28 protein-coding genes are annotated in these 23,872 nt (G+C 31.6%); 5 read left to right on the forward strand and 23 right to left on the reverse strand.

The window, feature by feature from the left end; all coding sequences use genetic code 11:
• Window positions 1–8: 8 nt before the first annotated feature.
• The 6 genes from EZM65_RS02015 to EZM65_RS02040 all read right to left on the reverse strand — a co-directional run bounded on the left by EZM65_RS02015 (window position 9) and on the right by EZM65_RS02040 (window position 4,792).
• The gene (locus tag EZM65_RS02015; protein WP_136666847.1) at window positions 9–896 is read right to left on the reverse strand and encodes a DUF4835 family protein; all 888 of its coding nucleotides are present in this window, start codon (window positions 894–896) and stop codon (window positions 9–11) included.
• Entirely contained in the window at window positions 889–2,097 is a 1,209-nt protein-coding gene (coaBC, locus tag EZM65_RS02020; protein ID WP_136666848.1) for a bifunctional phosphopantothenoylcysteine decarboxylase/phosphopantothenate--cysteine ligase CoaBC, read from the reverse strand. Before coaBC ends, EZM65_RS02015 begins: the two co-directional genes overlap by 8 nt.
• Before the next feature lie 11 nt (window positions 2,098–2,108).
• Complete coding sequence (locus EZM65_RS02025) at window positions 2,109–2,423, reverse strand: DNA-directed RNA polymerase subunit omega (RefSeq protein ID WP_136666849.1); 315 nt, start codon at window positions 2,421–2,423, stop codon at window positions 2,109–2,111.
• A gap of 8 nt (window positions 2,424–2,431) precedes the next feature.
• A complete protein-coding gene (locus EZM65_RS02030) occupies window positions 2,432–3,226 on the reverse strand; it encodes an outer membrane protein assembly factor BamD (RefSeq protein ID WP_136666850.1) in 795 nt (264 codons plus the stop codon).
• A gap of 102 nt (window positions 3,227–3,328) precedes the next feature.
• Window positions 3,329–4,210, reverse strand: a complete 882-nt coding sequence (dapA, locus tag EZM65_RS02035; RefSeq protein ID WP_136666851.1) for a 4-hydroxy-tetrahydrodipicolinate synthase — start codon at window positions 4,208–4,210, stop codon at window positions 3,329–3,331.
• 3 nt (window positions 4,211–4,213) lie between these two features.
• Entirely contained in the window at window positions 4,214–4,792 is a 579-nt protein-coding gene (locus tag EZM65_RS02040) for a hypothetical protein (protein ID WP_371682982.1), read from the reverse strand.
• A 40-nt stretch (window positions 4,793–4,832) separates the two neighbouring features.
• Here EZM65_RS02040 and EZM65_RS02045 point away from each other — a divergent pair, with 40 nt between their 5' ends.
• Window positions 4,833–5,585, forward strand: coding sequence for a 5'-nucleotidase C-terminal domain-containing protein (locus EZM65_RS02045; RefSeq protein WP_136666853.1), 753 nt, complete (start codon window positions 4,833–4,835; stop codon window positions 5,583–5,585).
• 12 nt (window positions 5,586–5,597) lie between these two features.
• Window positions 5,598–6,521, forward strand: coding sequence for a bifunctional UDP-sugar hydrolase/5'-nucleotidase (locus tag EZM65_RS02050; protein WP_136666854.1), 924 nt, complete (start codon window positions 5,598–5,600; stop codon window positions 6,519–6,521).
• 50 nt (window positions 6,522–6,571) lie between these two features.
• Here the strand turns inward: EZM65_RS02050 and EZM65_RS02055 are convergent, their stop codons facing one another.
• From EZM65_RS02055 to rpsF, 9 genes are all read right to left on the reverse strand, one after another.
• A complete protein-coding gene (locus EZM65_RS02055; protein WP_136666855.1) occupies window positions 6,572–7,261 on the reverse strand; it encodes a lysoplasmalogenase family protein in 690 nt (229 codons plus the stop codon).
• Complete coding sequence (locus tag EZM65_RS02060; protein ID WP_136666856.1) at window positions 7,258–7,932, reverse strand: hypothetical protein; 675 nt, start codon at window positions 7,930–7,932, stop codon at window positions 7,258–7,260. Before EZM65_RS02060 ends, EZM65_RS02055 begins: the two co-directional genes overlap by 4 nt.
• On the reverse strand, window positions 7,925–8,626 hold the full coding sequence (locus tag EZM65_RS02065; RefSeq protein ID WP_136666857.1) for a hypothetical protein: 702 nt from the start codon (window positions 8,624–8,626) through the stop codon (window positions 7,925–7,927). The genes EZM65_RS02060 and EZM65_RS02065 overlap by 8 nt, the downstream gene beginning before the upstream one ends.
• Window positions 8,627–9,325: a lysoplasmalogenase family protein gene (locus EZM65_RS02070; RefSeq protein WP_136666858.1), complete on the reverse strand. Its 699-nt coding sequence runs from the start codon at window positions 9,323–9,325 to the stop codon at window positions 8,627–8,629.
• A complete protein-coding gene (ligA, locus tag EZM65_RS02075) occupies window positions 9,318–11,321 on the reverse strand; it encodes an NAD-dependent DNA ligase LigA (protein WP_136666859.1) in 2,004 nt (667 codons plus the stop codon). The genes EZM65_RS02070 and ligA overlap by 8 nt, the downstream gene beginning before the upstream one ends.
• An 87-nt stretch (window positions 11,322–11,408) precedes the next feature.
• Window positions 11,409–11,876: a DUF6495 family protein gene (locus EZM65_RS02080; RefSeq protein ID WP_136666860.1), complete on the reverse strand. Its 468-nt coding sequence runs from the start codon at window positions 11,874–11,876 to the stop codon at window positions 11,409–11,411.
• Window positions 11,877–11,997: 121 nt separating this feature from the next.
• Window positions 11,998–12,441 (reverse strand): 50S ribosomal protein L9, encoded by a 444-nt coding sequence (rplI, locus tag EZM65_RS02085; RefSeq protein WP_136666861.1) that lies wholly within the window; start codon window positions 12,439–12,441, stop codon window positions 11,998–12,000.
• A 64-nt stretch (window positions 12,442–12,505) separates the two neighbouring features.
• Entirely contained in the window at window positions 12,506–12,802 is a 297-nt protein-coding gene (gene rpsR, locus EZM65_RS02090; RefSeq protein ID WP_073311282.1) for a 30S ribosomal protein S18, read from the reverse strand.
• Between the two features lie 5 nt (window positions 12,803–12,807).
• Window positions 12,808–13,149, reverse strand: a complete 342-nt coding sequence (gene rpsF, locus EZM65_RS02095; RefSeq protein WP_136666862.1) for a 30S ribosomal protein S6 — start codon at window positions 13,147–13,149, stop codon at window positions 12,808–12,810.
• A 169-nt stretch (window positions 13,150–13,318) separates the two neighbouring features.
• On the opposite strand from rpsF, the gene EZM65_RS02100 reads away from it, so the two are divergent.
• On the forward strand, window positions 13,319–14,014 hold the full coding sequence (locus EZM65_RS02100; RefSeq protein WP_136666863.1) for a LytTR family DNA-binding domain-containing protein: 696 nt from the start codon (window positions 13,319–13,321) through the stop codon (window positions 14,012–14,014).
• Between the two features lie 121 nt (window positions 14,015–14,135).
• Here EZM65_RS02100 and priA read toward each other — a convergent pair whose 3' ends face one another.
• From priA to nadC, 4 genes are read right to left on the reverse strand one after another with little or no spacing between them, the layout of a single operon-like run.
• Window positions 14,136–16,583 (reverse strand): primosomal protein N', encoded by a 2,448-nt coding sequence (priA, locus tag EZM65_RS02105; RefSeq protein ID WP_136666864.1) that lies wholly within the window; start codon window positions 16,581–16,583, stop codon window positions 14,136–14,138.
• A gap of 3 nt (window positions 16,584–16,586) precedes the next feature.
• Window positions 16,587–17,006 carry a DUF2147 domain-containing protein gene (locus tag EZM65_RS02110; RefSeq protein ID WP_136666865.1) on the reverse strand — a complete coding sequence of 140 codons (420 nt, stop codon included), beginning with the start codon at window positions 17,004–17,006 and terminating at the stop codon, window positions 16,587–16,589.
• Window positions 17,003–17,935, reverse strand: coding sequence for a YihY/virulence factor BrkB family protein (locus EZM65_RS02115; protein WP_136666866.1), 933 nt, complete (start codon window positions 17,933–17,935; stop codon window positions 17,003–17,005). The genes EZM65_RS02110 and EZM65_RS02115 overlap by 4 nt, the downstream gene beginning before the upstream one ends.
• 14 nt (window positions 17,936–17,949) lie before the next feature.
• Complete coding sequence (gene nadC, locus EZM65_RS02120) at window positions 17,950–18,810, reverse strand: carboxylating nicotinate-nucleotide diphosphorylase (protein WP_136666867.1); 861 nt, start codon at window positions 18,808–18,810, stop codon at window positions 17,950–17,952.
• Window positions 18,811–18,908: 98 nt separating this feature from the next.
• Here nadC and rlmH point away from each other — a divergent pair, with 98 nt between their 5' ends.
• A complete protein-coding gene (gene rlmH / locus EZM65_RS02125) occupies window positions 18,909–19,382 on the forward strand; it encodes a 23S rRNA (pseudouridine(1915)-N(3))-methyltransferase RlmH (protein ID WP_136666868.1) in 474 nt (157 codons plus the stop codon).
• Here rlmH and EZM65_RS02130 read toward each other — a convergent pair.
• Together EZM65_RS02130 and EZM65_RS02135 are read right to left on the reverse strand one after the other, a co-directional pair.
• Window positions 19,376–20,197 (reverse strand): 2OG-Fe(II) oxygenase, encoded by an 822-nt coding sequence (locus tag EZM65_RS02130; RefSeq protein WP_136666869.1) that lies wholly within the window; start codon window positions 20,195–20,197, stop codon window positions 19,376–19,378. The genes rlmH and EZM65_RS02130 overlap by 7 nt on opposite strands.
• Before the next feature lie 28 nt (window positions 20,198–20,225).
• Window positions 20,226–21,353, reverse strand: coding sequence for a glycosyltransferase family 4 protein (locus EZM65_RS02135; protein WP_136666870.1), 1,128 nt, complete (start codon window positions 21,351–21,353; stop codon window positions 20,226–20,228).
• Window positions 21,354–21,417: 64 nt separating this feature from the next.
• Here EZM65_RS02135 and EZM65_RS02140 point away from each other — a divergent pair, with 64 nt between their 5' ends.
• On the forward strand, window positions 21,418–22,353 hold the full coding sequence (locus tag EZM65_RS02140) for a glycosyltransferase family A protein (RefSeq protein ID WP_136666871.1): 936 nt from the start codon (window positions 21,418–21,420) through the stop codon (window positions 22,351–22,353).
• On the opposite strand, the gene EZM65_RS02145 is transcribed toward EZM65_RS02140, so the two are convergent.
• Together EZM65_RS02145 and EZM65_RS02150 are read right to left on the reverse strand one after the other, a co-directional pair.
• The gene (locus EZM65_RS02145; protein WP_136666872.1) at window positions 22,350–22,745 is read right to left on the reverse strand and encodes an FdtA/QdtA family cupin domain-containing protein; all 396 of its coding nucleotides are present in this window, start codon (window positions 22,743–22,745) and stop codon (window positions 22,350–22,352) included. The genes EZM65_RS02140 and EZM65_RS02145 overlap by 4 nt on opposite strands.
• Window positions 22,735–23,838, reverse strand: a complete 1,104-nt coding sequence (locus EZM65_RS02150) for a glycosyltransferase (RefSeq protein ID WP_136666873.1) — start codon at window positions 23,836–23,838, stop codon at window positions 22,735–22,737. Before EZM65_RS02150 ends, EZM65_RS02145 begins: the two co-directional genes overlap by 11 nt.
• Window positions 23,839–23,872: the final 34 nt, after the last annotated feature.

Raw genomic sequence — 23,872 nt, forward strand, 5'->3', positions numbered from 1 at the left:
CAGCAAATTTAATAAGTAATCTGACTCCACTTACTAGAATTTAATGGCGATAATTTATTTAATGTTTCAATCACCTGAGTTACATCTACTTTAGGTCCGTCAGTAAAAATATTTAAAATTTCATCTGCCTTTGCATCAAAGAAAACGCGGGTCAGATAGGCATTAGGCCGTACAGAAGCAACTTCTGACAATGTTTTTAATGCTTTTTTTATATTTTCCTTACCATCTTTTGGGTTAGCGGCCATTTTATCCAATGCGCCCAAATGGTATTCGTACAATGTTTTTCTATAAGGAGCATATGTATTGGCCAAAATATCGTTAACCAGATAATAGCGGTTTTGATTACCTGTCGAACTCCATCCGTTTTGCTGTGTTACCTGTGCCTGTGCCACAATGTTTGAGGCATTTTCAAAAGCCTTTGTCCCGCCTTCCAACGCAAAAGTATCTGCATCAAACCCCACAATCATGTTCGCATAAAAGGCAATAATAGAAACCAAATTCGAATCAAAGCTGTTAGGGTTAAAAGCTAAATTTTGAAATTCGGTATAAGTAAAACTTATTTCTTTATCATTTATATTCAGCAAAGGAGAATCGTAAGTAGAATTATAGATTGGTCTGGATGCATTTATCTGCAATGTGCCTCCAAACTGATTGACATTGTCAAACGAATTTATTGTAAAGAAAAAAGAACAGTTTATTTTTTCATTAGCCTTAAAAGCTCTTTCAGTCCATTTTGTATTATTAATAAATTCCGTAAGCGATTTTTGGAGCGTTTTAAAAATCTGCTGATTAGTTGCCGCAAGCTGACTGGTGTTAAACTGTACCGTACAGTTTAATTCCTGTGCATTAACAGCACTAAAAATAAGAACAAATAAACCAACAAGTATTTTACGCATAGTGACTTACAATTTTATTTACAATATCAACGGCTACTTCTTCTTTTGATTTTAATTCCTGAGGCTCGATAACAAAGTTTTTGTCAATAAAAGTTACTTTGTTTGTAGGTTTACCAAAACCGGCTCCGGAATCATTTAAAGAATTAAGTACAATCAAATCTAAGTTTTTTTTCTGAATTTTTTGCTTTGCATGCTCAATTTCATTTTCTGTTTCAAGTGCAAAACCTATCAAAAGCTGTTTCTTTTTGATTTGACCTAAAGAAGCTAATATATCTTTAGTTTTTTCCAATTCAATTGTAAACGACGCATCATTCTTTTTTATTTTTTGAGCTGCCACATTTTTAGGTCGGTAATCAGCAACTGCGGCGGCGGCAATGGCAACATCTACACTATCAAAATACTCATGACACGCAGTATACATTTCCTCAGCTGATGAAATTCTGACAACAGTAACAGCGTCGTTTTTAGGTTTTAAATGTGTAGGCCCTGAAATCAATACAACTTCGGCCCCCATATTTGCGGCAGCATCAGCAATATCGTACCCCATTTTTCCTGTAGAATGGTTACCTATAAAACGAACCGGATCTATAGCTTCATAAGTAGGTCCTGCAGTAACCAATATTTTTTTTCCTCTAAGAGGAAGTTTACTTTCTAAGTCTTTCTCAATAAAAGCGATAATATTTTCAGGTTCCGCCATACGGCCTTCACCTGACAAACCGCTTGCCAACTCTCCATTTTCGGCCGGTATCATAATGTTGCCAAAATGCTTTAAAGCCTCAAAACTGGATAATGTTGAAGGATGTTTATACATATCCAAATCCATTGCCGGAGCATAATACACTGGACATTTAGCTGAAAGATATGTAGCAATTAGAAGATTATCACAGTTCCCGTTTACCATTTTAGACATGGTATTTGCAGTTGCCGGTGCAATAATCATAAAGTCAGCCCAAAGACCTAAATCAACATGATTATTCCATTGAGCAGATTCATCTTCTTCATTAAAGAAATTGATGTGAACAGGATTTTTTGAAAGCGTTGATAATGTTAAGGGAGTAACAAAATCAACAGAAGCAGGTGTCATGATTACTTGAACCTGAGCACCTGCTTTTATAAAAAGTCTTACCAACGATGCCGTTTTATAAGCGGCAATACCACCAGTTACACCCAGTATTACTTTCTTACCACTTAAAACCGACATTTTAGGTATATTTATTTTGTATTCTTGTAGTAAATTTTACCTTCCATCCACTCCTGCACCGCTAAAGCGTGAGGTTTAGGCAATTTTTCATAAAACTTGGAAACTTCAATTTGTTCTTTGTTTTCAAAAACTTCTTCCAGGCTATCATTGTATGTAGCAAATTCATCTAACTTTTCAATTAATTCTTTTTTGATTTCAGAATTAATCTGGTTAGCTCTTCTTGCCATAATTGTAATAGCCTCATAGATATTTCCAGTAGGTTCTTCTATTTTACTTTTGTTATAAGTAACAGTATTTACCGGAGCAGTCGTTTTCTTTAAATCCATCCTTTACCCTATTTTTGAAATTGTTGTAAATCTTTTTCTATACGTGCCAACATGTCGTCAGCTTCTTTTTTAAATTCAGTATCCGCTTTAAATTTAATTAACGAATTATAAGCTGTTTTAGCTTCATTCAAACGTTCCTCCATCTTAGACGGAATACTGTTGACAGCTAACTGATAAGAAGAATCCAGTTTGTAAAACAAAGCTTTTTCTTTATAAACTGTTCCTGGATAATCAGCGATAAAATTATCCAATGCTTTAATCGCTGCCTTATAATCAGAAATTGTATTATATTGTTTTGCTATTTCAAAAGCTTTTCTTTCCAGTTTCTGCTGTAATTTTTTAACAACAGTATTCGCTTCTGTCAAGTGAGACGAATTAGGATATTTATCAATAAAATCCTGCATTTTAGTGATTGCTTTATTGGTATCTGTCTGATCCAGCGAATACACAGGAGACAAATGCGAATATGACTTGGCTCCTAAAAAAGCAGCTTCTTCAACATTTTTACTTCTGGGATATAAGGCGGTAAAACTTTCAAACTGATATCCCGCCAAATAATACTGTTTTGTCTTGTAATAAGACTGTGCAAACATGTAAAATAATTCTTCAGCTTCAGCTTTTCCTCTATATGCAGGAGCAATTTGTTCAAAAAGACGTATTGCCTTATTATATTTTCCTGCTTCGTATTTGTGAGTTGCTGCTGCTAATTTTACAGCTACATCTTCAGACTTTAATGCTTTTTGATATTCACTACAAGAAGCTAATAAAGCCGCCAGAAGAAAACCATATATAAATTTATTCATAAAATTTTTTAGCGTATATTGATTTTTCAGAGAAACAAAATCCCTAAAAAACAGAATGCAAAGTTAACTATTAATTTATTTTTACAAAACTTTATTTTTCTGCTATTTATTCATTTGCTTTGTAAAAGCATCCAATCTGCCGGCTAAGCTTTCATTTACATTAACCAAAGGCAGACGAACTGTATTTTCAGACAACCCTAAAGACTTGAATACTTCTTTGATTCCTCCGGGATTTCCCTGCTCAAAAATCATATCTATACTGTCCATTAATTTATAATGCAACGCATATGCCTCATCTACTTTACGCTGCAGACCTAAACGCACCATTTCTGAGAATTCTTTAGGAAAACCTTCCCCAATAACCGAAATAACACCTGCACCTCCTGCCAACACAATTGGCAACGTAACCATATCATCACCGGAAATCACTAAGAAATCTTTAGGCTTGTGTTGAATTAATTTCATAGCCTGAACAATATCACCGGCTGCTTCTTTAATACCTATTACATTATTGCAATCTTCAGCAATACGCAAAACCGTTTCCGGCAGCATATTACTTGATGTTCTTCCTGGAACATTGTAAAGAATTATTGGAAGTGGCGATGCAGCTGCAACCATTTTAAAATGCTGATAAATACCTTCCTGAGTTGGTTTATTGTAATAAGGAGAAACCGAAAGGATAGCCTGAAATTTAGATAAATCTCTTGTTTTTAATTCTTCAACCACTTTTAGAGTATTGTTTCCGCCTACACCTAAAACCAAAGGCAAACGTCCGGCATTGGCCTCAATAATTGTATTGATAACCAAATCTTTTTCATCAGCTGTCAATGTTGCTGATTCTGCTGTGGTTCCTAAAACCACTAAATACTCTACTCCGCCATCAATTACATAGTTAACAATTTTTTTTAAAGCTTCAACGTCAACTGAAAAATCTTTTTTAAATGGTGTAACTAAAGCCACACCAGTACCCATAAATGTCTGCATTGATTATATTTTGTTTAAAATTTTTAAATATCTGAACAACTCATGAACGAAAACCTTATAATTTTCAACATTTGTATTAATTAACAAATGGTTCAATCTTTTGTCTATTGTTGAAAAACCTGCTTTAAACAAAGCTTTTGAGCGATGTGTCATTAAAAGCAAAGGCGTTTTTTCCAGATCATAATAACTGATTAACAAATCAAACTCTGTATTAACAAAATCGATTGCATGATTTGATGAAAAATCACCTTTCCAATTCAAATCTTTCCGGCTGAATACCGGGAAAGAAAAAGCTTCATTTTTTTTGATTTTATCTTTATAAACCAATATTTTGATATTATCCCTTTTAAGACCTGAATTAATCAATTCATTAATCAGATCATTCTTTTGATTAAAATAAGTTTCATCAATTAAAACACCAACTGAACTAACCTGAGAATTCAACACAGCAGTTTTAACGTTTTTTAATGTTGATTTTAATATTTTTTTTAGAGATAATTCTTTTATATACTTAATAAACATATTACTTTTGTCGTCTTGTTTCTTTCGAAACGGTTTTAAGGGAGATTTATTTATTGGCATAATAAATGCTAGGTAAAAGTAAAAAAAAGAGTAATAACAAATGAAACATTTTGGTTTAATTTTAACGTTATTTACGTTATCACTTACTGCATATTCACAAAATGTAGTAACAGAAATCCACGGAAAACAGATTAGAGTTGATGCTTCGGTAGGTATTAAACAGGAATACGAAGATCTGATAGCACCTTATAAACAGCAAATTAACAAAGATTTGGACAAAATTCTGGCATACAATCCGCAGCTTTTGGACAAAACAAAAGGGAATCAATTTCAAAGCAACATTGGAGATTTATTTGCACAGATTACTTTAGACAAAGCAAACAAAGTTTTTTCTGAAAGAGAAAAGAAATTTGTTGACATCGCTATTTTAAACAATGGCGGTATAAGAGCAGTAATCCCTATGGGAAATGTTACTTCCAGAAGCGCTTACGAAGTTATGCCTTTTGAAAACACAGCTGTAGTTTTAGAAGTAAAAGGTCAAATCATTCTGGACTTTGTTAATTTTTTCATTAAAGACAAAAAACCGCATCCATTTGCCGGAATGACTTTCACAATTACTGCAGACAAAAAAGCAAAAGACATAAAGATAGGCGGTGCTGATCTGGATTTAGAAAAGACCTATTATATAGTAACAAACGATTATTTAGCCAATGGCGGGGACAAAATGGAGTTTTTATTAAAAGCTTCCAGAAAAGTTGACATTGACTACAAATTAAGAAATATGCTGATTGACTATTTTACAGATGTAGATGTTGTTTCTGTACCTAAAGCAATTAAAGTAACTCAAGAATAAACCTTAAGACACATGAAAAGAAGAGATTTTTTAAAAAATACAGCCGCTAGTTCTGCTTTATTTGGGCTTGGAGGTTTATCATTAAGCAGCTTTCAGGCAAACAATCCAACGGCTAAGAAGTTAACCATTTTACATACAAACGACACTCATAGTCAAATTGACCCTTTCCCTCAAAGTCACCCTAAAAACCCAAATATGGGAGGTGTGGCACGCAGAGCTGCTTTAATAAGCCAGATCAGGAAAGAAGAGGATAACGTTTTATTACTGGATGCAGGAGATATTTTTCAGGGAACGCCTTACTTTAATTATTACGGCGGCGAGATTGAATTCAAAGTAATGAGCATGATGAAATATGATCTGGCAACGATAGGTAATCATGATTTCGATAACGGTATAACCGGATTATACGGTCAGCTGCCAAATGCTTCATTTGAGTTTGTTTGTGCCAACTATGATTTTAAAAACACAATTTTAGACACACACGTCAAACCTTATAAAATATTCAATAAGGCAGGGATTAAAATTGGTATTTTTGGCTTAGGAGTAGAATTATACGGTTTAGTTGATCCAAGATATTATAAAGAAACCAAATACCTTGATCCGGTTGAAATTGCAACAGATATCACCAAAAAACTTAAAGAAGTTGAAAAATGTGATTTGGTTATTTGTTTATCCCATATAGGATTTGAATACAAAAATGAACCGGAAAGAATTTGTGATATTCTTTTAGCCAGAAAAACAAAAAATATTGATTTAATTATTGGAGGCCACACGCACACCTTCCTTGACAAACCAGTGATTGAAAAAAATCTGGACGGACAGGATGTTTTAATCAATCAGGTGGGAGCCTATGGTGTAAACTTAGGACGCATTGATTTTTACATTGATGACCAGAAAAACGTAACCACTTCAGCAGGAAGAAAAATAGTTATCTAAAAAGTATCCTAATCAATTATAGTATAAAGCGTATTCTACCCGGATACGCTTTATTTTTTTTCAGTTTCTGAAATAATCATATATCTGTACAATCCATATTGTGCAAATAAATACATCAGCATGGAAACCGGCTGAAACAACTGTATTGACAAATAAAAGTTTTTAAGCACTATAATAAACTGAATTACAGCAAAGAGAACCGCATTAAGCAACAGCCAAAAATTCTTTCTTGAATCATTCATAATATAATTTGAAACGGCTAAGCCACCTAAAAAAGAAAGAAAAAATATTTGAAACAAAAAAATATAAAAACCACTACCCAATTCATCTTCTGTCAGGTATGTCAAATACCCAAAAGCAGTTAAAAAAGGCAAACTACCCAAAAAAACGGGCAAATAATTTTTAACAGGATCTTTACAAAGGACAATATAAATCACCAATCCCCTGTAAATAAAAAAGAAAGAAGAAGCAATTACTATTGAAATATATTCCTTAGAAATAAAGAATATATTGGCCAACAGCACAAAAAAAAGTGCCATTAAAAAATATTTATTTCTCTCTTTTGAAACCCTCCAGTAAGTAACTGCGAGTATAGGCATCAACAAAGGTTTCAGAAAGTAAACCATAATCGTTTCGCTGAAAAACTCAGCAAAAATTTCCACTATACCTATTCCGAAGAAAAGTATCAGAAATGCTTTTTCTTCTAATTTTAATTTGATGGATAAACTTAATTCATTCATATCTTCTTAAGCGATACAGTAAAATAGTTGACAATAAAAAAATATGACACAAACTGAACTGCTAAATTAACTAACAAAAAAATTTTCATTGGCAGGTAAAAATTATACAAAACGTAAAATACATCAGTAATTATAAATGCAGTACTTATAATTACAGCATAAAATATTTTCAAATTATTATTATTCAAAATACTGTTATAAATAGCCACAGTTGACATAAAAGCAAGAACAAGTCCGTAAAACAGATAATAAATGATCTTATCAATATTCAAATCAGGAATCAATGTAAGACAAATCACTACCAATACCAGCAACCCAAGCAAAATAAGCAAAGCATTAAAAATCTGTTTGGTATTTAAAGTATTCAGTTTTAAATAATCTTTGACATAGCTTTTTAAAAAAAGCATATTTATTGCCAAATTCAATAGTATAACCAAAAGCTGTTTTTTATCCATATCAAATATTGAAATCATATCTGATGCAAAACTCAATATTAAAACTGAAGTAAAAGTACCACTGAGTTTAAAATCGCTTTGATACAAATAATAAACAAAAACTGCAGGAACAATCAGTGGCTTAAAAATAATCTCAATTAATTTAAAATCAAATAAAACAGCAAAAACTGCTATTAGTGAAGACAACACATATATTATAAAAACTGTTTTACGCATTTAAATTATCAACTTCTTCAATAGAGTTAGTGCAATATAAAAAATAACTAATAATAAAATAATACGATAATACATTACAAGTCATATTCAGCATCCTGAAAAGAATTAAATCATACGCATAATAATAAATAATGTAAAACACATCACTTATCAGATAACAATAAGTTGCAAGCATTAGATATACCAAGCCCTTTTCATTGGAAAAAGAATACAAAACAGTCGTTGCAATTGATAAACCCGATAGGATTAAAGAGTACAATACGATATAATAATAAAATTCAAAATCTTTATCGAATACTAAAAAAACTGAAATATATACCAGACAAAGTACAAAAACTACAGAAAGCAAAATATAAACAAGATTAATACCATCAACTGCTTTATTTCTAAAAAGAAGGATTTTTTTTACCACAACATACGAAAGCATTGCATACACAATTATATTTAGAATCAACACATATTTAAAATACCCCTCGAATAAATTAAATATGTCTCCAATAAAGTAAATCAATAAGATTACGAAATTAAAGCTGTTAAAATACTCTTTAGCTTCATTCCAATAATGAAATAGTATTGAAGTGGCAAAAATTGGCTTGCTTACAAATACGATGCTATCATACCTCAACAAAGAAGAAACAATATAAATCAATCCTGATAGTACATATAATATTATTGCCGGTGCAAATTTCCCCATTTATTTTACATACAATTCTTGATGTTCCAAAGCATTCAAATCCCGTTTAATGAAATACGCAACAATATAAAAGTAAGAAATTATTTGAAAAACAAATTCAATGTAAGTAAGTGCTTTAACATAAAATATCATATTGGCTATAATATAAAGCACATCGGCAATCAATCCAAAACAGGCTCCAATCATTATATACATTGTGAAATCATAACCAATCGCAAGATAATTATACAAGCTCGCACAGACATAGACAGCCAGTATAACCCCATAAACTACCACAGCAATTGCATATTCAGATGTTTCGGGATTCAATGAACTCACCATATAATACATAACAAGCATTAATCCCACATATCCTATACCTGACATTACAAGAGAAGCTTTATCATAACCTATTTTCAAGGAATCCTCCAACACAACCTTAACCAGAAGCAGATACGGTATAAAATCCAATACCATCGTGTAAACTTCCATTCCGTTTAAGTCAACCAATGTGAAAGCATCAGAAATAAAATAAATCAGCAATACTCCTAAAAGCACAATACTCAGGTATTTCTTTTCGCTTCCATAGTAATAAATCAATAGAGCTGGAATAATCATTGGCTTAAACAAAAGCAATAACCATTCATTCTCAATAACCATAGCTAAGACAGACATAATACTGGCTGCGATATAAAAATAGATTGGGGTATTTTTAATCATTTTGTATCATTTTTATAAAATCATCTTCGGATATAATTGGAATATTCAATTGACTCGCCTTATCCAGTTTTGCAGGCCCCATATTGGCTCCAGCTACCACATAATCAGTTTTAGATGAAATGGAACTTCCTACTTTACCTCCGTTATCTTCAATAGCTTTTTTCAAATCATCTCTTGAAAATTTTTCAAAAACTCCGGAAACCACAATTGTTTTTCCGTTTAATATAGCAGAAACAACTGTTGATTCCTGTTCATCAAGCTCCAGCTGTACTCCATACGATTTCAATCGGTCAATGATTGCTAAATTATTTTGATTTTCAAAAAATTCAATTACACTCTGAGCTATTTTAACACCTATTTCATCAACCGTGATAAGCTCTTCCAGTGATGCATTTTTTAAATTCTCAATTGATTTATAATGCTTTGCCAACTTTTTAGCCACTGTTTCACCTACATAACGAATACCTAAAGCATACAAAACCCTGTCGAACGGAATTTGCTTTGATTTTTCTATTCCTGCCAATAAATTTTCTGCAGATTTATCAGCCATACGCTCAAGCACAACAATTTCATCTTTTTTAAGCTCATACAAATCGGCATAGTTTGTAGCCAATCCGTTATTATAAAGCAAAGCAACTGTCTCTCCTCCCAGCCCTTCAATATCCATAGCCTTACGGGTAATAAAATGTTGAATTCTTCCTATAATCTGTGGTGGACAATCATAATAATTAGGACAATAATGCTGTGCTTCTCCTTCTTTTCTAATTAATTCGGTATCACATTCAGGACAATTGGTAATATATTTTGTAATTTCTGAAGAAGGGGTTCTTTGCGAAAAATCAACACCAATAATTTTAGGAATAATCTCACCCCCTTTTTCCACAAACACTTCATCACCTATCCTGATATCCAATTTTTCTATTTGATCTGCATTATGTAATGAGGCTCTTTTTACAACCGTTCCAGCCAATTGCACGGGCTCAAGGTTCGCAACAGGAGTAATCGCACCCGTTCTCCCCACTTGATATGATATAGAATTCAAACGTGTAGAAACCTGTTCAGCTTTGAACTTATACGCTATAGCCCAACGTGGCGATTTTGCCGTATAACCCAATTCTTCCTGAAGATGCAGATCATTTATTTTAATTACCACACCATCGGTTTCATAAGGCATCTCGTGGCGGTGTTTATCCCAATATTCAATAAATTCAAAAACTTCATCCATTGAATTGACCAGTTTTGATTGTGTAGGAACTTTAAACCCCCACTGACGCGCTTTTTCCAATCCTTCATAATGGCTTAAAATAGGCAGATTAGATCCAACCAATGAATAAAGCAAACAATCCAAAGGTCTTTTAGCAACTTCTGCACTATCTTGAAGCTTCAAACTTCCTGAAGCTGTATTTCTAGGGTTTGCGTAAGGAGTTTCGCCAATTTCAATCAGTTCCTGGTTCATTTTTTCAAAACCTGCAAACGGAAGTATAATCTCACCCCTTATTTCAAATTTCTGAGGGAAATCACCTTTTAATTTAATTGGTACAGCTTTGATTGTCTTGATATTATTTGTCACATCATCGCCTTGAAAACCATCACCACGGGTTAACGCTCTCTTCAATTTTCCATTTTCGTAAGTGATACTGATGGAAGCACCATCATATTTTAATTCACATGTATATTGAAGTACAACATTCCCTAATATTTTTTGAGCACGGTTCTCCCAATCTAATAAGTCTTCTTTTGAATATGAATTATCCAACGAATACATTCTGTATTCATGCTTTATGGTTTCAAAGTTTTTTGTCACAGCACCACCTACACGTTGCGTGGGTGAATTTTCATCAAAATATTCGGGGTGTTTTGCTTCAAGGTCGTGAAGCTCTTTTAATTTAATATCAAATTCGTAATCAGAAATCGTAGGATTATCTAAAACGTAATAATTGTAATTGTGTAGATTTAATTCTTCTCTTAAGGATTGAATTTTATTCAAAACATCCATATCTATAAATAAAAAATTGGCTGAATTAGTTTAATGCAACTAATTTAACCAATTTCTAACAAAGCCCTGCAATTTTTACAAATTTCTCTATTCTAAAATTGAAATCATCTGTTCAAATAATTCGCCTTTACTTAAAATAGCACCTTGTTTAATAAGTTCAAAGATTTCTTCGTTTCTATCGCCGGGGAAAACTTTATGTCCTTTTTGCACCTCGACAGTATTGGTAAACAAATTATCACTCAACCATTCCAATCCGTTTCTCGTCAGAAAATCTACATTTTCTTCAGTTTTTATGATAATTGTCTGCATATAAACCTCATCACAACTAAACAGAAATATATAGTTTTTTGAATAATGCTCCAAATATTTAGCCTTAGTCAAAACACCTTCCCATATCAAATCAGAAAAAACATCAATTTCCTGATCGGCAACTTCCGGTTTATGCTTTTTAATTAAATCCCACTCCTGTTTATCAATTTGCTGTGCAGCAAGAAAATTGATAAACTCTTCATGAAGTTCCTCTAATTGCTCTTTTGATAATCTTGCGTATTTCATTTCTTTAAGCCGTAAGCAATAAGCCGTAAGTTTTACAACTTACTTCCCAAAGCTATTTATTATAAATTTATAAAAAAAGTCCCGATTTGCATCGGGACTTTTCAACTTATTTTTTTAGAAATTAAGCTTGTTCAGCAACAATTTCGTATGGTAATTCAATGATTACTTCACGGTGTAAACGAACAGTAGCAGAATACTTACCAGTTCTTTTTACGATACCTGAAGTGATGAATTTTTTATCAATTGACTGACCGTTTTTAGCTAAAACTTCAGCTAAATCAGCACTGGTTACTGAACCAAAAAGTTTTTCACCACCTGCTTTAGCAGTAATTTTGATATCTAAAGCTTTTAAAGCTTCAGCTAACGATTTAGCATCAGCAACAATTTTAGCTTCTTTGTGCGCTTTTTGCTTTAAGTTTTCAGCTAAAACTTTTTTTGCCGATGGAGTTGCTAAAGTAGCAAATCCCTGAGGAATTAAAAAGTTACGGCCGTAACCAGGTTTTACAGTAACTACATCGTCTTTAAAACCTAAGTTTTGAACGTCTTGTTTTAAGATAATTTCCATGTTGATGTCCTTTATTTGAGAAGTTAGCCCGCAATTGGCGAGGCAACAACTATTATTTAATTAATTATTTTAATAAATCGGCTACGTATGGCATTAATGCTAAATGACGAGCTCTTTTTACCGCTACAGATACTTTTCTTTGGTATTTTAAAGAAGTTCCTGTTAAACGACGAGGAAGGATTTTACCTTGCTCATTTACAAATTTCAATAAGAAATCAGCATCTTTATAATCGATGTATTTGATTCCTGATTTTTTGAAACGACAATATTTTTTTTGTTTGTTCGTATCAATGTTTAAAGGCGTTAAATATCTGATATCTCCGTCTTTTTTTCCTTTTGCAGATTGCTCAATTGTTGACATGATAATTACGCTTTTTTAGATTTTAATTTTTCTCTTCTTCTCTCAGCCCAAGATACAGCATGTTTGTCTAAAGCTACTGTTAAGAAACGCATTACACGCTCATCACGTCTAAATTCAGTTTCAAAACCTTTTAACACATCTCCTTCAACTGTAAATTCAAATAAATGGTAAAAACCACTTTTTTTGTTTTGAATTTCGTAAGCCAATTTTTTTAAGCCCCAATCCTCTTTGGATACCATCTTAGCACCTTTTGAAGTCAAATAGTCTTCAAATTTGCTTACTGTTTCCTTTACCTGTTGTTCAGATAAAACGGGATTCAAGATGAAAACAGTTTCATAATGATTCATAGTAATAAAATTTATTTGTTATAAAATTGGGTGCAAAAGTAGTGTTTTTAATTTAATCAACAAATTATTTTCAACAATAATCGATGAAATTGAAGTTTTTTCAATAAAAAATTTGGTACATTATTTTTTTATTATATTTTTAACAAACCAATCTATTAAACTGTTGCTTATGAAGTTGAACTGTATTGTTGTTGATGATAGCTCTATCCAAAGAATTTTGGTCACAAAATTAGTAGATGCTCACCCGAACCTGAACTTAGTGGGCGAATTTTCAAACGCTGTCGAAACTAAGAACTGTTTGGCCACCAAACAAGTTGATTTGTTATTTTTAGACATTGAGATGCCTATTATTAATGGATTTAACTTATTGGACGGCTTAAAAGAAAAACCTCAAATCATTTTTATTACTGCAAAAGCAGAGTATGCGGTAAAAGCGTTTGATTATGAGGCGACTGATTATCTTCAAAAACCTATTACCAAAGAAAGATTTAACACCGCTGTTAAAAGAGCTATGGACATGTACATGCTTAGAAAAGACAACGGTATGGAAGAAGAAGGTGAACACATTTTCATTAAGAGTAATCTGAAAAAACTGAAGATTTACACTTCAAAAATCAAATGGATCGAAGCCTACGGGGATTATGTAAAAATTGTCACCGAAGACGACAGCCATTTAGTTCTCTCCACAATGAAGTCTTTTGAAAAAGATTTATCAAAAGAAAAATTCATCAGAGTACATAAATCGTTTATTATAAACGTAGATAAAATAGAAAAGTTTAACAGTAAATTCGCAGAAATAGGAGTAACAAAAATACCTTTAAGCAGAAATAAAAAAGATGAATTAATGAAGGTACTTGAATCATAAGCTTCTTAAACATTTATTGCAAACACAGATAAATGAAAAAAAATTTAATCACAAAATTATCGTAATAGGAGAAACAAAAATACTTTAGCAAAAAAGATAAATTAATGAAGGTTCTTGAATCTTAATTAACATCTACATTTACCGAAACCTTTATAGCCCTGTACTGGGAAATAGCATCGAAACTATTCAGTATCTTCTGAATAGTTTTTTTTGTGTTTCCTAAATGTTTTTCCTGTGGAATTTTAATCAAGATTGTTCTAATGTATTCATTCCTTATTTTACCCACTGGCGGTTCCTCAGGGCCTAACACAGGAATATCTAAATTTTGCTTAAAAACCTGATACAACCACATCGAACCTTCTTTAAGCTTTTCAAAATCCTTATGCTTAATCGTAAGCTTAATCAGTTTAAAATAAGGTGGATATTTATAAATATGTCTTTCATACAATTGCTCTTTAAACATACCTATATAATCATTATGTGTAACTTGCTGGATTGTATTATGAAGCGGATTATAGGTTTGAATAACCACATTTCCTTTTTTATCGCTACGCCCTGCCCTACCTGAAACCTGCGTCATCATTTGATAACTACGCTCAAAAGCTCTGAAATCCGGAAAATAAAGCATCGTATCAGCATTTAAGATCCCTACTAGCGAAACATTATCGAAATCCAATCCTTTAGCTAACATTTGCGTTCCTACAAGAATATCAATCTCACGATTTTTGAAGCTATCAATCAATCTTTCAAAAGCATATTTCCCACGGGTTGTATCCTGATCCATTCTCTTAACATTCTTAGTAGGAAATAAACTTGCCAATTCTAATTCGATTTGTTCCGTACCAAAACCTTTAGATGTCAGATCAATACTCGAACAAGCGTGGCAATTTGTTGGTTTTGCAATACTATGTCCACAATAGTGACAACGCAATTGATTTTTAAATTTATGATAGGTTAAGCTCACATCACACTGTGGACATTGTGGTATATGTCCACAAGTCATACATTCAAGAACGGGTGCGTAACCTCTACGGTTTTGAAACAGGATAATCTGCTCACCGTTTGACAAAGCTTCCGTCATGGCATCAATCAGTGTCTGACTAAAATGCCCTGTCATTTTTTTTCGGAAATAATTATCTTTTAAATCCACCAAAACTATTTCAGGAAGAACGGCATTACCATAACGTTCCGTCAATTCAACCAAACCATATTTTCCGTTTTGAGCATTGAAATAAGTTTCTAAACCCGGAGTAGCTGATCCTAAAACCACTTTGGCTTTATGAAAATGAGCCAAAACAATGGAGGCATCCCGGGCATGATAACGTGGCGCCGGATCAACCTGTTTAAAAGTCTGTTCGTGTTCTTCATCAACAATGATTAATCCTAAATCATGAAAAGGCAAAAACAATGCCGAACGGGCTCCGATGACAATTTGCGATTTATCCGATTGATTCAATACCTGATTCCAAACCTCAACGCGTTCATTATTGGAATATTTAGAATGAAAAACGGCTACTTTATTCCCAAAATGTTTTGTCAATCGGGAAACCAATTGAGTTGTAAGGGCAATCTCAGGCAATAAATACAAAACCTGTTGTCCTTTTTCCAGATACTCTTCAATTAATTTGAAATACACTTCAGTTTTACCCGAAGCGGTTACCCCATGAAGCAGACAGACATCTTTACTTACCAAAGACTCTTTTATCTCTTCCAAAGCCTTTTGCTGATGATTATTCAACTCAATATGTGAATTTTCAACCTCATCAAAAGAAACCCTGTCCTGCTGGATAAAATATTCTTCAAAAATACCTTTATCGATCAGAGATTTAACAACCGAAGTTCCAACATTTGCATATTCTGAAAGCTCTTTAACAGAAATTGGTTTGCGCTGTGAAGCATTCAATTGAAAATAACTTAAAATCAGCTCTTTTTGTTTTTTAGCACTTTTTAAAAACTGAAGAAGTTCTTCTAATTTATCCGCTGAATTAAATTCAGACTGTAAACGGATATATCTAATCAATTTAGGCTTGTATTCTTCAATCATTTCTTCCTGAAGGTAAACGATTCCTTTTTCCATCAAACTTTGAATAACGGGAAATACTTTTTTCTTGTTAAGTATAGCAGTTATTTCATTTATTTTTAAAGCTGTTTGATTTGATAAAGCCTCTACAATCAAATATTCATCATCTGATAAATCATTAGTTGTATAAACTTCTCTTTGGGCAGAAATAATAGTTTCACTTTCCAGCTGCAATGCAGATGGCAAAGCAGTGCGGTACACCTCACCAATAGCACACATATAATAAGTGGCTATCCAATTCCAGTGTTCCAATTGTATTTGCGTGACAATAGGTTTTTCATCAATAATCTGATGAATCTCTTTTGCTTCATATAATGCAGGCGGATTATGATGCTTATCAGCCACCAAACCGGTATAGAATTTACTCTTCCCGAAAGGCACCGCAACACGCATACCATTTTCCAAAAAAGAAAATTCCGCTTCCGAAACCTTATACGTAAAGGTCTGCGGAAGCGAAATTGGAATTATAACTTCTATAAAAAAGTGCATGAATTATATTCTAACCCAACTTTGTGAACGGCCTATCAATGCAAAGCCCATATAACCTCTCACTGTTAATTTATCTTTACCTTCGAGTTTGATAAAACATTTATAAACACTTCCGGTTTCTGGATCAGTTATTTTACCACCGTTATACTCCTCACCGTCTTTTGACAGACCTTTAATAACAAGCAATCCTAATACAGGTTTGTTTTTGTCAGCTCCTTCGCATTTTTCGCATTTTCTATCACGCTTGGCAGGGTCAAAAATCTCAACAATTTTTCCATATACTTTCCCGTTAGACTCAAAAATTTCCACAATCGATTTTGCCTTACCTGTTTTATCGTCAATGGTTTTCCATTTTCCTAAAACTGATTGTGCATTAATTTGTAAGCAGCCTAATAAAAGGGCAAAAAGTAAAATTTTCTTCATTCTTGTTCTATTTTTTTTAATTTTCTAATTGAGGCATCCAATTCAAAACCTAACAGCAATACCATGCAGTTTATCCATAGATAAAACATAAATACTAAAAGCGTGCCAATCGAGCCGTAAAGTTCGTTATATTTTGAAAACTTCAGCACCCAAATTCCAAAAAAATACGAAGACAATACAATAAGAATAGTGGTAAACACTGTACCAATGGTTATTAACTTCTTCTTTTTAGATTGTTTTATTCCATATTTAAATAAAATCGCAGTAGCCAAAAGTATCATTAAAACCACAAAAATATAACGACCCATTTCGATTAACGAAATTTTTTCGGATACTCTTGAAGTCAAAACATCCTGTATAATTGTCTTTTGAATAACTACCTCCAAAACTATAATAGCTGAAATGGTCACAATTAATATCATAGTTAACAGCAAAGACATTAACAGCGCTACAAAATACTGACGAAAATAAGCTCTTTTAACGGTTACATGTAAAGAGGTTTCAAAACCACTCATTACAGCATTTACACCGTTAGTCATTAAAAAAACAGATAGCACAACCCCCCAGGAAAGCAGTCCTGTTTGACTGTTATGCAATATATCTTTTATAATACTTTCAATTGCTTCATAAGTAGTAGGAGGTACATTATCCTGTACAAACCTTAGAAAATCGTCCTGAAAACCAGGTATTGGTATATAAGGAATGAGATTTAAAATAAATAAGGCAAAAGGAAACAAGGCCATAAAAAAGCTAAAAGCAATAGCTGCAGCTCTATAACTTATCCCTCCTTTTAAAACACCTGCAATATAAAAATCAATCAATTCAAAAAAAGACAAACCTTCAAGCCAAGGAAGTTTGATATTGTCCAAAATGATTACCAATTGTTTTAAAATTGGAATTTTAAGTAAAAAATCTTTATCGTTTGACATTAATCAGTTTTATTTTAATCAATAGCTTTTAAAGACAAATCCATATTATAAACCGAATGTGTTAAGGCACCTGAAGAAATATAATTAACACCGCATAATGCATACTCACGAATGGTTTTTTCATTAATATTTCCTGATGATTCTGTCAAACATTTAGTTCCAATCATTTCCACAGCTGTGCGAGTATCCTCAAAATTAAAATTATCAATCAAGATTCTAAACACTCCATCAGATTGAAGGATTTCTTCAATTTCTACCAAATTTCTAGCTTCAACAATAATTTTTAAGTCTAAATTATTTTCTTTTAAATATTGTTTCGTCTTATTTATAGCTTGAGTAATTCCGCCTGCAAAATCGATATGATTGTCTTTTAACATAATCATATCATACAAAGCATAACGATGATTTTCTCCACCACCTATTTTTACCGCCCATTTTTCACAGGCTCTAAAACCAGGTGTCGTTTTACGTGTATCCAACACTTTTGTATTTGTACCTTCAAGCAATTTAACATACTTATTCGTTTTAGTCGCGATGGCACTCATACGCTGCATTGAATTAAGCACTAAGCGCTCTGCCTTCAAAATAGACTGTGAACTTCCCGACACATGAAAAACTACATCTCCATATTTCACCTGAGTTCCGTCTTGAATAAAAGTTTCTACAACCAAATTTGAATCAATATAATTAAAAACCATTTTAGCGAACTCTACCCCTGCTATAATCCCTTCATCTTTTACCAATAATTTAGCTTTTCCTTGTGCCGAAGCAGGAATGCAAGCCAATGAACTATAATCACCAGGACCTATATCTTCTCTTACACCTGTTTTTATAACGGATAATAATTCTTCTTGAAACTGAATTTCTGAAATCATAAAATGTATTTATAATGCTAAAATAAGGAAAGTTTATAAAAAAAGTGATGGAAAATCTTCAAACAAAAATTATACCTTTGAACCAGAAAATTAACTCCATGAATATCAAACTGATTGCTATAGGAAAAACCGACAATAAAAATCTTCAAACACTAATTGATGATTATACTAAACGACTATCTTTTTACATTAAGTTTGATTTAGAAATAATTCCGGACATTAAAAACTCTAAAAATCTTTCGGAATCACAGCAAAAAGAAAAAGAAGGCGAATTGATTCTCTCAAAAGTCACCTCATCTGACCAGTTAATCCTTTTGGATGAAAACGGAAAATCATTTTCAAGTGTAGGTTTTTCGGAAGAACTGCAAAAAAAAATGAATTCAGGTGTAAAGACCTTAATATTTGTAATTGGTGGGCCTTATGGCTTTAGCAATGAAGTCTACAGTAAAGCAAATGGAAAAATTTCACTCTCTGCCATGACTTTTTCCCATCAAATGGTCCGTTTGTTTTTTATAGAACAATTGTACCGTGGGTTTACTATTTTGAGAAACGAACCTTATCACCATCAATGATTTTTATTTTTGTAATAATGTGGATTTTCAACAATTCCTTTCTTAAAAATCTTCCTTAGAGATTGTCTTAAAAAATTATCGAATTGTAGAACAATATCTTTTACCTTTTCATTTGGCCTACCTCTAAAACTAGTTACATGAAACGTATCTGTCTTTTTTAATGGATCATTTGAAAAATAGTAATTAGAAACACAACATCTGTTTTTAGTAACTTCTACTTTTGAAACGGAATGCAAAGAATCATTGTGCGTAGCCATAACCGCCAATCTATTAAATTTACTTTCAATGGTAACAGGATTGTCAGAAAGTCCTTCAGGCCAAAGTTCCAGATTTCCACCATACTCTAATTTCCAATCAGGAGTTACATAATATAATAAATTCAGAACCCTCCATCTTTGTCTTTCTTTGTCATGGGAATTATCTAAATGAGGATTCAAAAACTGATTTTTTTCCATTAAAGAAAGCCCTCCTGCATACAAATTATCGTCTGGAAAAATATCTTTCAATCCGCATATTTCTTCAATTAAACGGACAACCCTTATATCCTGAAAAGCATAAATAATTTCTTCAAGTAATGCATCATGTTTATCCATTTGAGCTGAAACGTATTTATCTTCTTTTAATGATTTTTTTAGAACCATTTGAGTTTTATCAGGAAAGACATTTGCAATTTCATTAACTATTTCAGCAGGTAATAAATCATCAATGAAAAAACAGCCTATAGTTGAAGCCGTATTCTTATATTGCACTTTACAAAAATCTTTTTCATTAACAATTCGTTCTACTATTTTTTCTGCCAAATATTCTCTATTCATATCGAAATTGTAATCAATTCATAATTTACTAAATCATTGAAATTTCTTTTTGCAATCTTTTTGCATTTTTTAAATCGCAATATTCTTCCATTAGATAGGAATTTCTGATTTCATTTGAAACATAAGGTTCTTTCAAAAGGTTGTCAACTATTCTTATCAGTTCATTTTCATTATCAACTAAATGGCAAAATTTCAAAATTTCTTCATCATCAATCATATTTCTGTTACAAACAATATGTCTTCCTTTAAACAAAGCATTGATTATTTTTAACTTAGTACCTGAATTTTGAAAAGAGAAAAGTAAATGAATATGAGCATTTATGATTAAATTCTCCAGTTGTTCATTTGATTCAATTAAAACATGATTTACATTTTTTAATCTTTCAATTTCTTTCTTTATTTTATTGGGTAAATAACCAGATGCAATAATCAATTTTTTATCATCATTTTTTTCAAAAGCTTTTAATAAAAAAAAGACTGCTTCTTGATTGTCAGAAGTTCTTAAATCTCCATGATAAAGACAATAATCACCTCTACCCGCTTTCGATTTAATCAAATAATTCCCGGAAAAAACAGGAATAAAATCACATTTTAAATTTAACTGTTTTAAAAGTGCTGTTTCATAATTAGATATTGTAAAAATTTTATCTGTTTTTTGAAAAATTTCTTTATACCTGGAATATTTTTTTGCCTCAATCTTAAATAATCCTTTATTAATAAAATTTGACTCTTTTTTAGCTAATCCATCAAAATAATTTTCCTCAATATTATGTAATCTCAAGTAAAACTTTCTTTGTTTTAATCGGCTATCATTTAAAACTGCGGTTGTCTTTAAACTTTCAAATAAAACAGGGAATAAATCTTCATTTAATCGCTTTACCAGTGTATTACTTTTTCTAATTATTACAGATAATGGCAATGTTGAAAAAAGGGAAATTATATTTTTTTTCTTTTTATAAAAATATAATTTTTCAACTATATTCTTTAACTCAGGGATTTCATCTGCAGGGATTTCATCTACAAAACAATGCAAATGTATTTTTAAACCTATCTCCCTTAAAGCTATTAATTTATAATAAACTTCTATAATTCCACCATAAACCGGCGGATAAGGATTGTCAAAACTTATTATATGAATCTTTTTATTTTGTTCCACAATTACAAAAATAATGTATTTTTGGCAGTATGTTTAACTTTTTGACTCGTTTTAAACTTATACAATGCCTATATTTTCAGTTATCATTCCTTTATATAATAAAGAAAAGTTTATCGAAGCAACACTTAAAAGTGTATTGGCACAAACTTACATTGATTTTGAAATCATAATTGTAAATGATGGAAGTACAGATTACAGCATTCAAAAAGTAAATCAAATAAAGGATTCCAGAATTAAAATTTATCATCAAGAAAACAAAGGTGCCGCAAGTGCCAGAAATCAAGGTATTGAAAAAGCTGTTGGTGAATTAATTGCCTTTCTTGATGCAGACGATATTTGGTTTGATAATCATCTTGAAGAACTCTACAAACTATACATTGATTTTCCAGAGTGTTCGCTTTTTGCATCAAGATATAATATACTTTTATCAAAGGAAAAAACTTACATTCCTGAATACAAAAAAATTAAGAATACCTACAGAGGTGTAGTTTTCAATTATTTTGTTTCAAGTGAATATTACCCAGTAGCGACTTCATCATCTATTGCAATAAAAAAGGATATCTTTGATAAAATAGGGTATTTTAAAACATATATCTCTAGTGGTCAAGATACTGATATGTGGATTAGAATTGCTTTAAAATATAAAATTGCAATAGGTAATAAAATTACAGCAACTTATTTACAATATATCCCTAATACACTTTCTAAAACTCATATTAGCTTTAAAACTATAAAAAAATTTGAGGAATATCAAGAATTTGAATCACAGAATGTCCATTTAAAAAAGTACCTTGATAAGTATAGAAAAGAATATGCTTTACATTACAAAATAGCCGGGGACAGCAAAATTTCAACTGAATTATATTCACAAATTGATCCTAAAAATATATCTACAAAATTCAAAATACTTTATTTTTTACCAAAACTAGTATTAATATACCTTCTTAATTTAAAACGGTATCTAAATAGAAAAGGTCTGGAATTTACTATTTACAATTAAATAGATATGTGCTTTTTAAAATCTTCATATTCTCTTATGTAGTCTTCTTCATCAAATTCACCAGATGAAATTACCAAACAAACTGCCCCTGAAGAAAAATTACCTAATTCCCTCCAAACATAAGTTGGAATCAACAAACCTTTATCAGGTTTGTTAAGTGTAACGACTTTTTTCTCATTACCATCGTCTAACAGAACGTCAAAACTACCAGATAGTGCAATTAAAAAGGCTTGTTGCTCCTTATGCGCATGTCCTCCTCTACTCGCACTACTTGGAACATCAAACAGATAATACACTCTTTTGATCTCAAAAGGGATTGTTTGTTTTTCTATTATACCTAGATTACCTCTATAATCTTCAACTTTAGGGATTTGAATTAATTCAATGTTCATTTTTATTCTTATTATTTAAAAGCTCTATCCAATTATTTGTTATTGTATTTACATCAAACTTAACAACTGAATTTTCTGCTCTATTTTTACAACTTTCCAATAAATTAATGTCACTAACGAATCTTTCAACAGCGTCCTTCAACTCATTAAAATCCTGGCTTTTAACCAAAAGTCCATTTTTTTTATGAATTATAATTTCATTCGGACCGGTTTGACAATCAAATGAAATTACCGGTGTTCCACAAGCCAATGCTTCTGCCAGAACCATTCCAAAACCTTCATATTTACTTGTCAAAACAAAAAATTCAGCTTTATTCATATAAGCATAAGGATTTGATTTAAATCCAATTAGATGAACAAATTTTTCTTCATCAAATCTTTCTTTAAAATCATTAAGAGTTTCCCCTTCTCCAACTATTACTAAATGAATATTTTTGTTTTTCAAATCAGTCTGCAGATAAGTTTCAATCAACTTATCGAATTGCTTAATATTTTGTTTTTCAAACCTACCAACAGAAACAATATATCTAAACGCAATATTAATTTCTTCTTTTGCCTTTTCCTTAATTTTTTCGATGTTAATAGTATTGTAAATAGTTTTAACATTATTTAAGGAATGTTTTTTTATCAACTCTTTTTCAATCCCTTTTGAACCGCAGACAATTGCATAATTTTTATTGTAAATAAATTTAGTCAGCATTCTATTTTCAAAAAAGTAAGTCCCTATTCTTGAACTTTGAACACTAAAAACAACTTTAGTATTATAAATCAGTTTACAAATAATTATTTCTGTGATTGGATTTAACCTAAATCTCAAATCAATGATGTAATCAAACTTAAACTTTCTGAAATAGAAAAAAAGATAAATATATTTAAGCAACTTCAAAAAAGGGTATTTGGCTAATCTTTTTTCAATATTAACAAGTTTTCCGGAATATGAATAACCAATATCATTATTCAAAATGATGTTATGAATTTCGAAATCATTTTCACCAAACATTAATGACAAATTAGAAATAACTTTTTCAAGCCCTCCTTTATTCAAAGAATATCCTACTAAAGCTATTTTATATTTCTTTTTTGGTATTGTCATTAAGGAATCTTTATTTTGTAGCTAAGATACTCTT

Origin of the sequence: Flavobacterium sp. H122, from assembly GCF_004959765.1 — a bacterium.
GTDB lineage: Bacteria > Bacteroidota > Bacteroidia > Flavobacteriales > Flavobacteriaceae > Flavobacterium.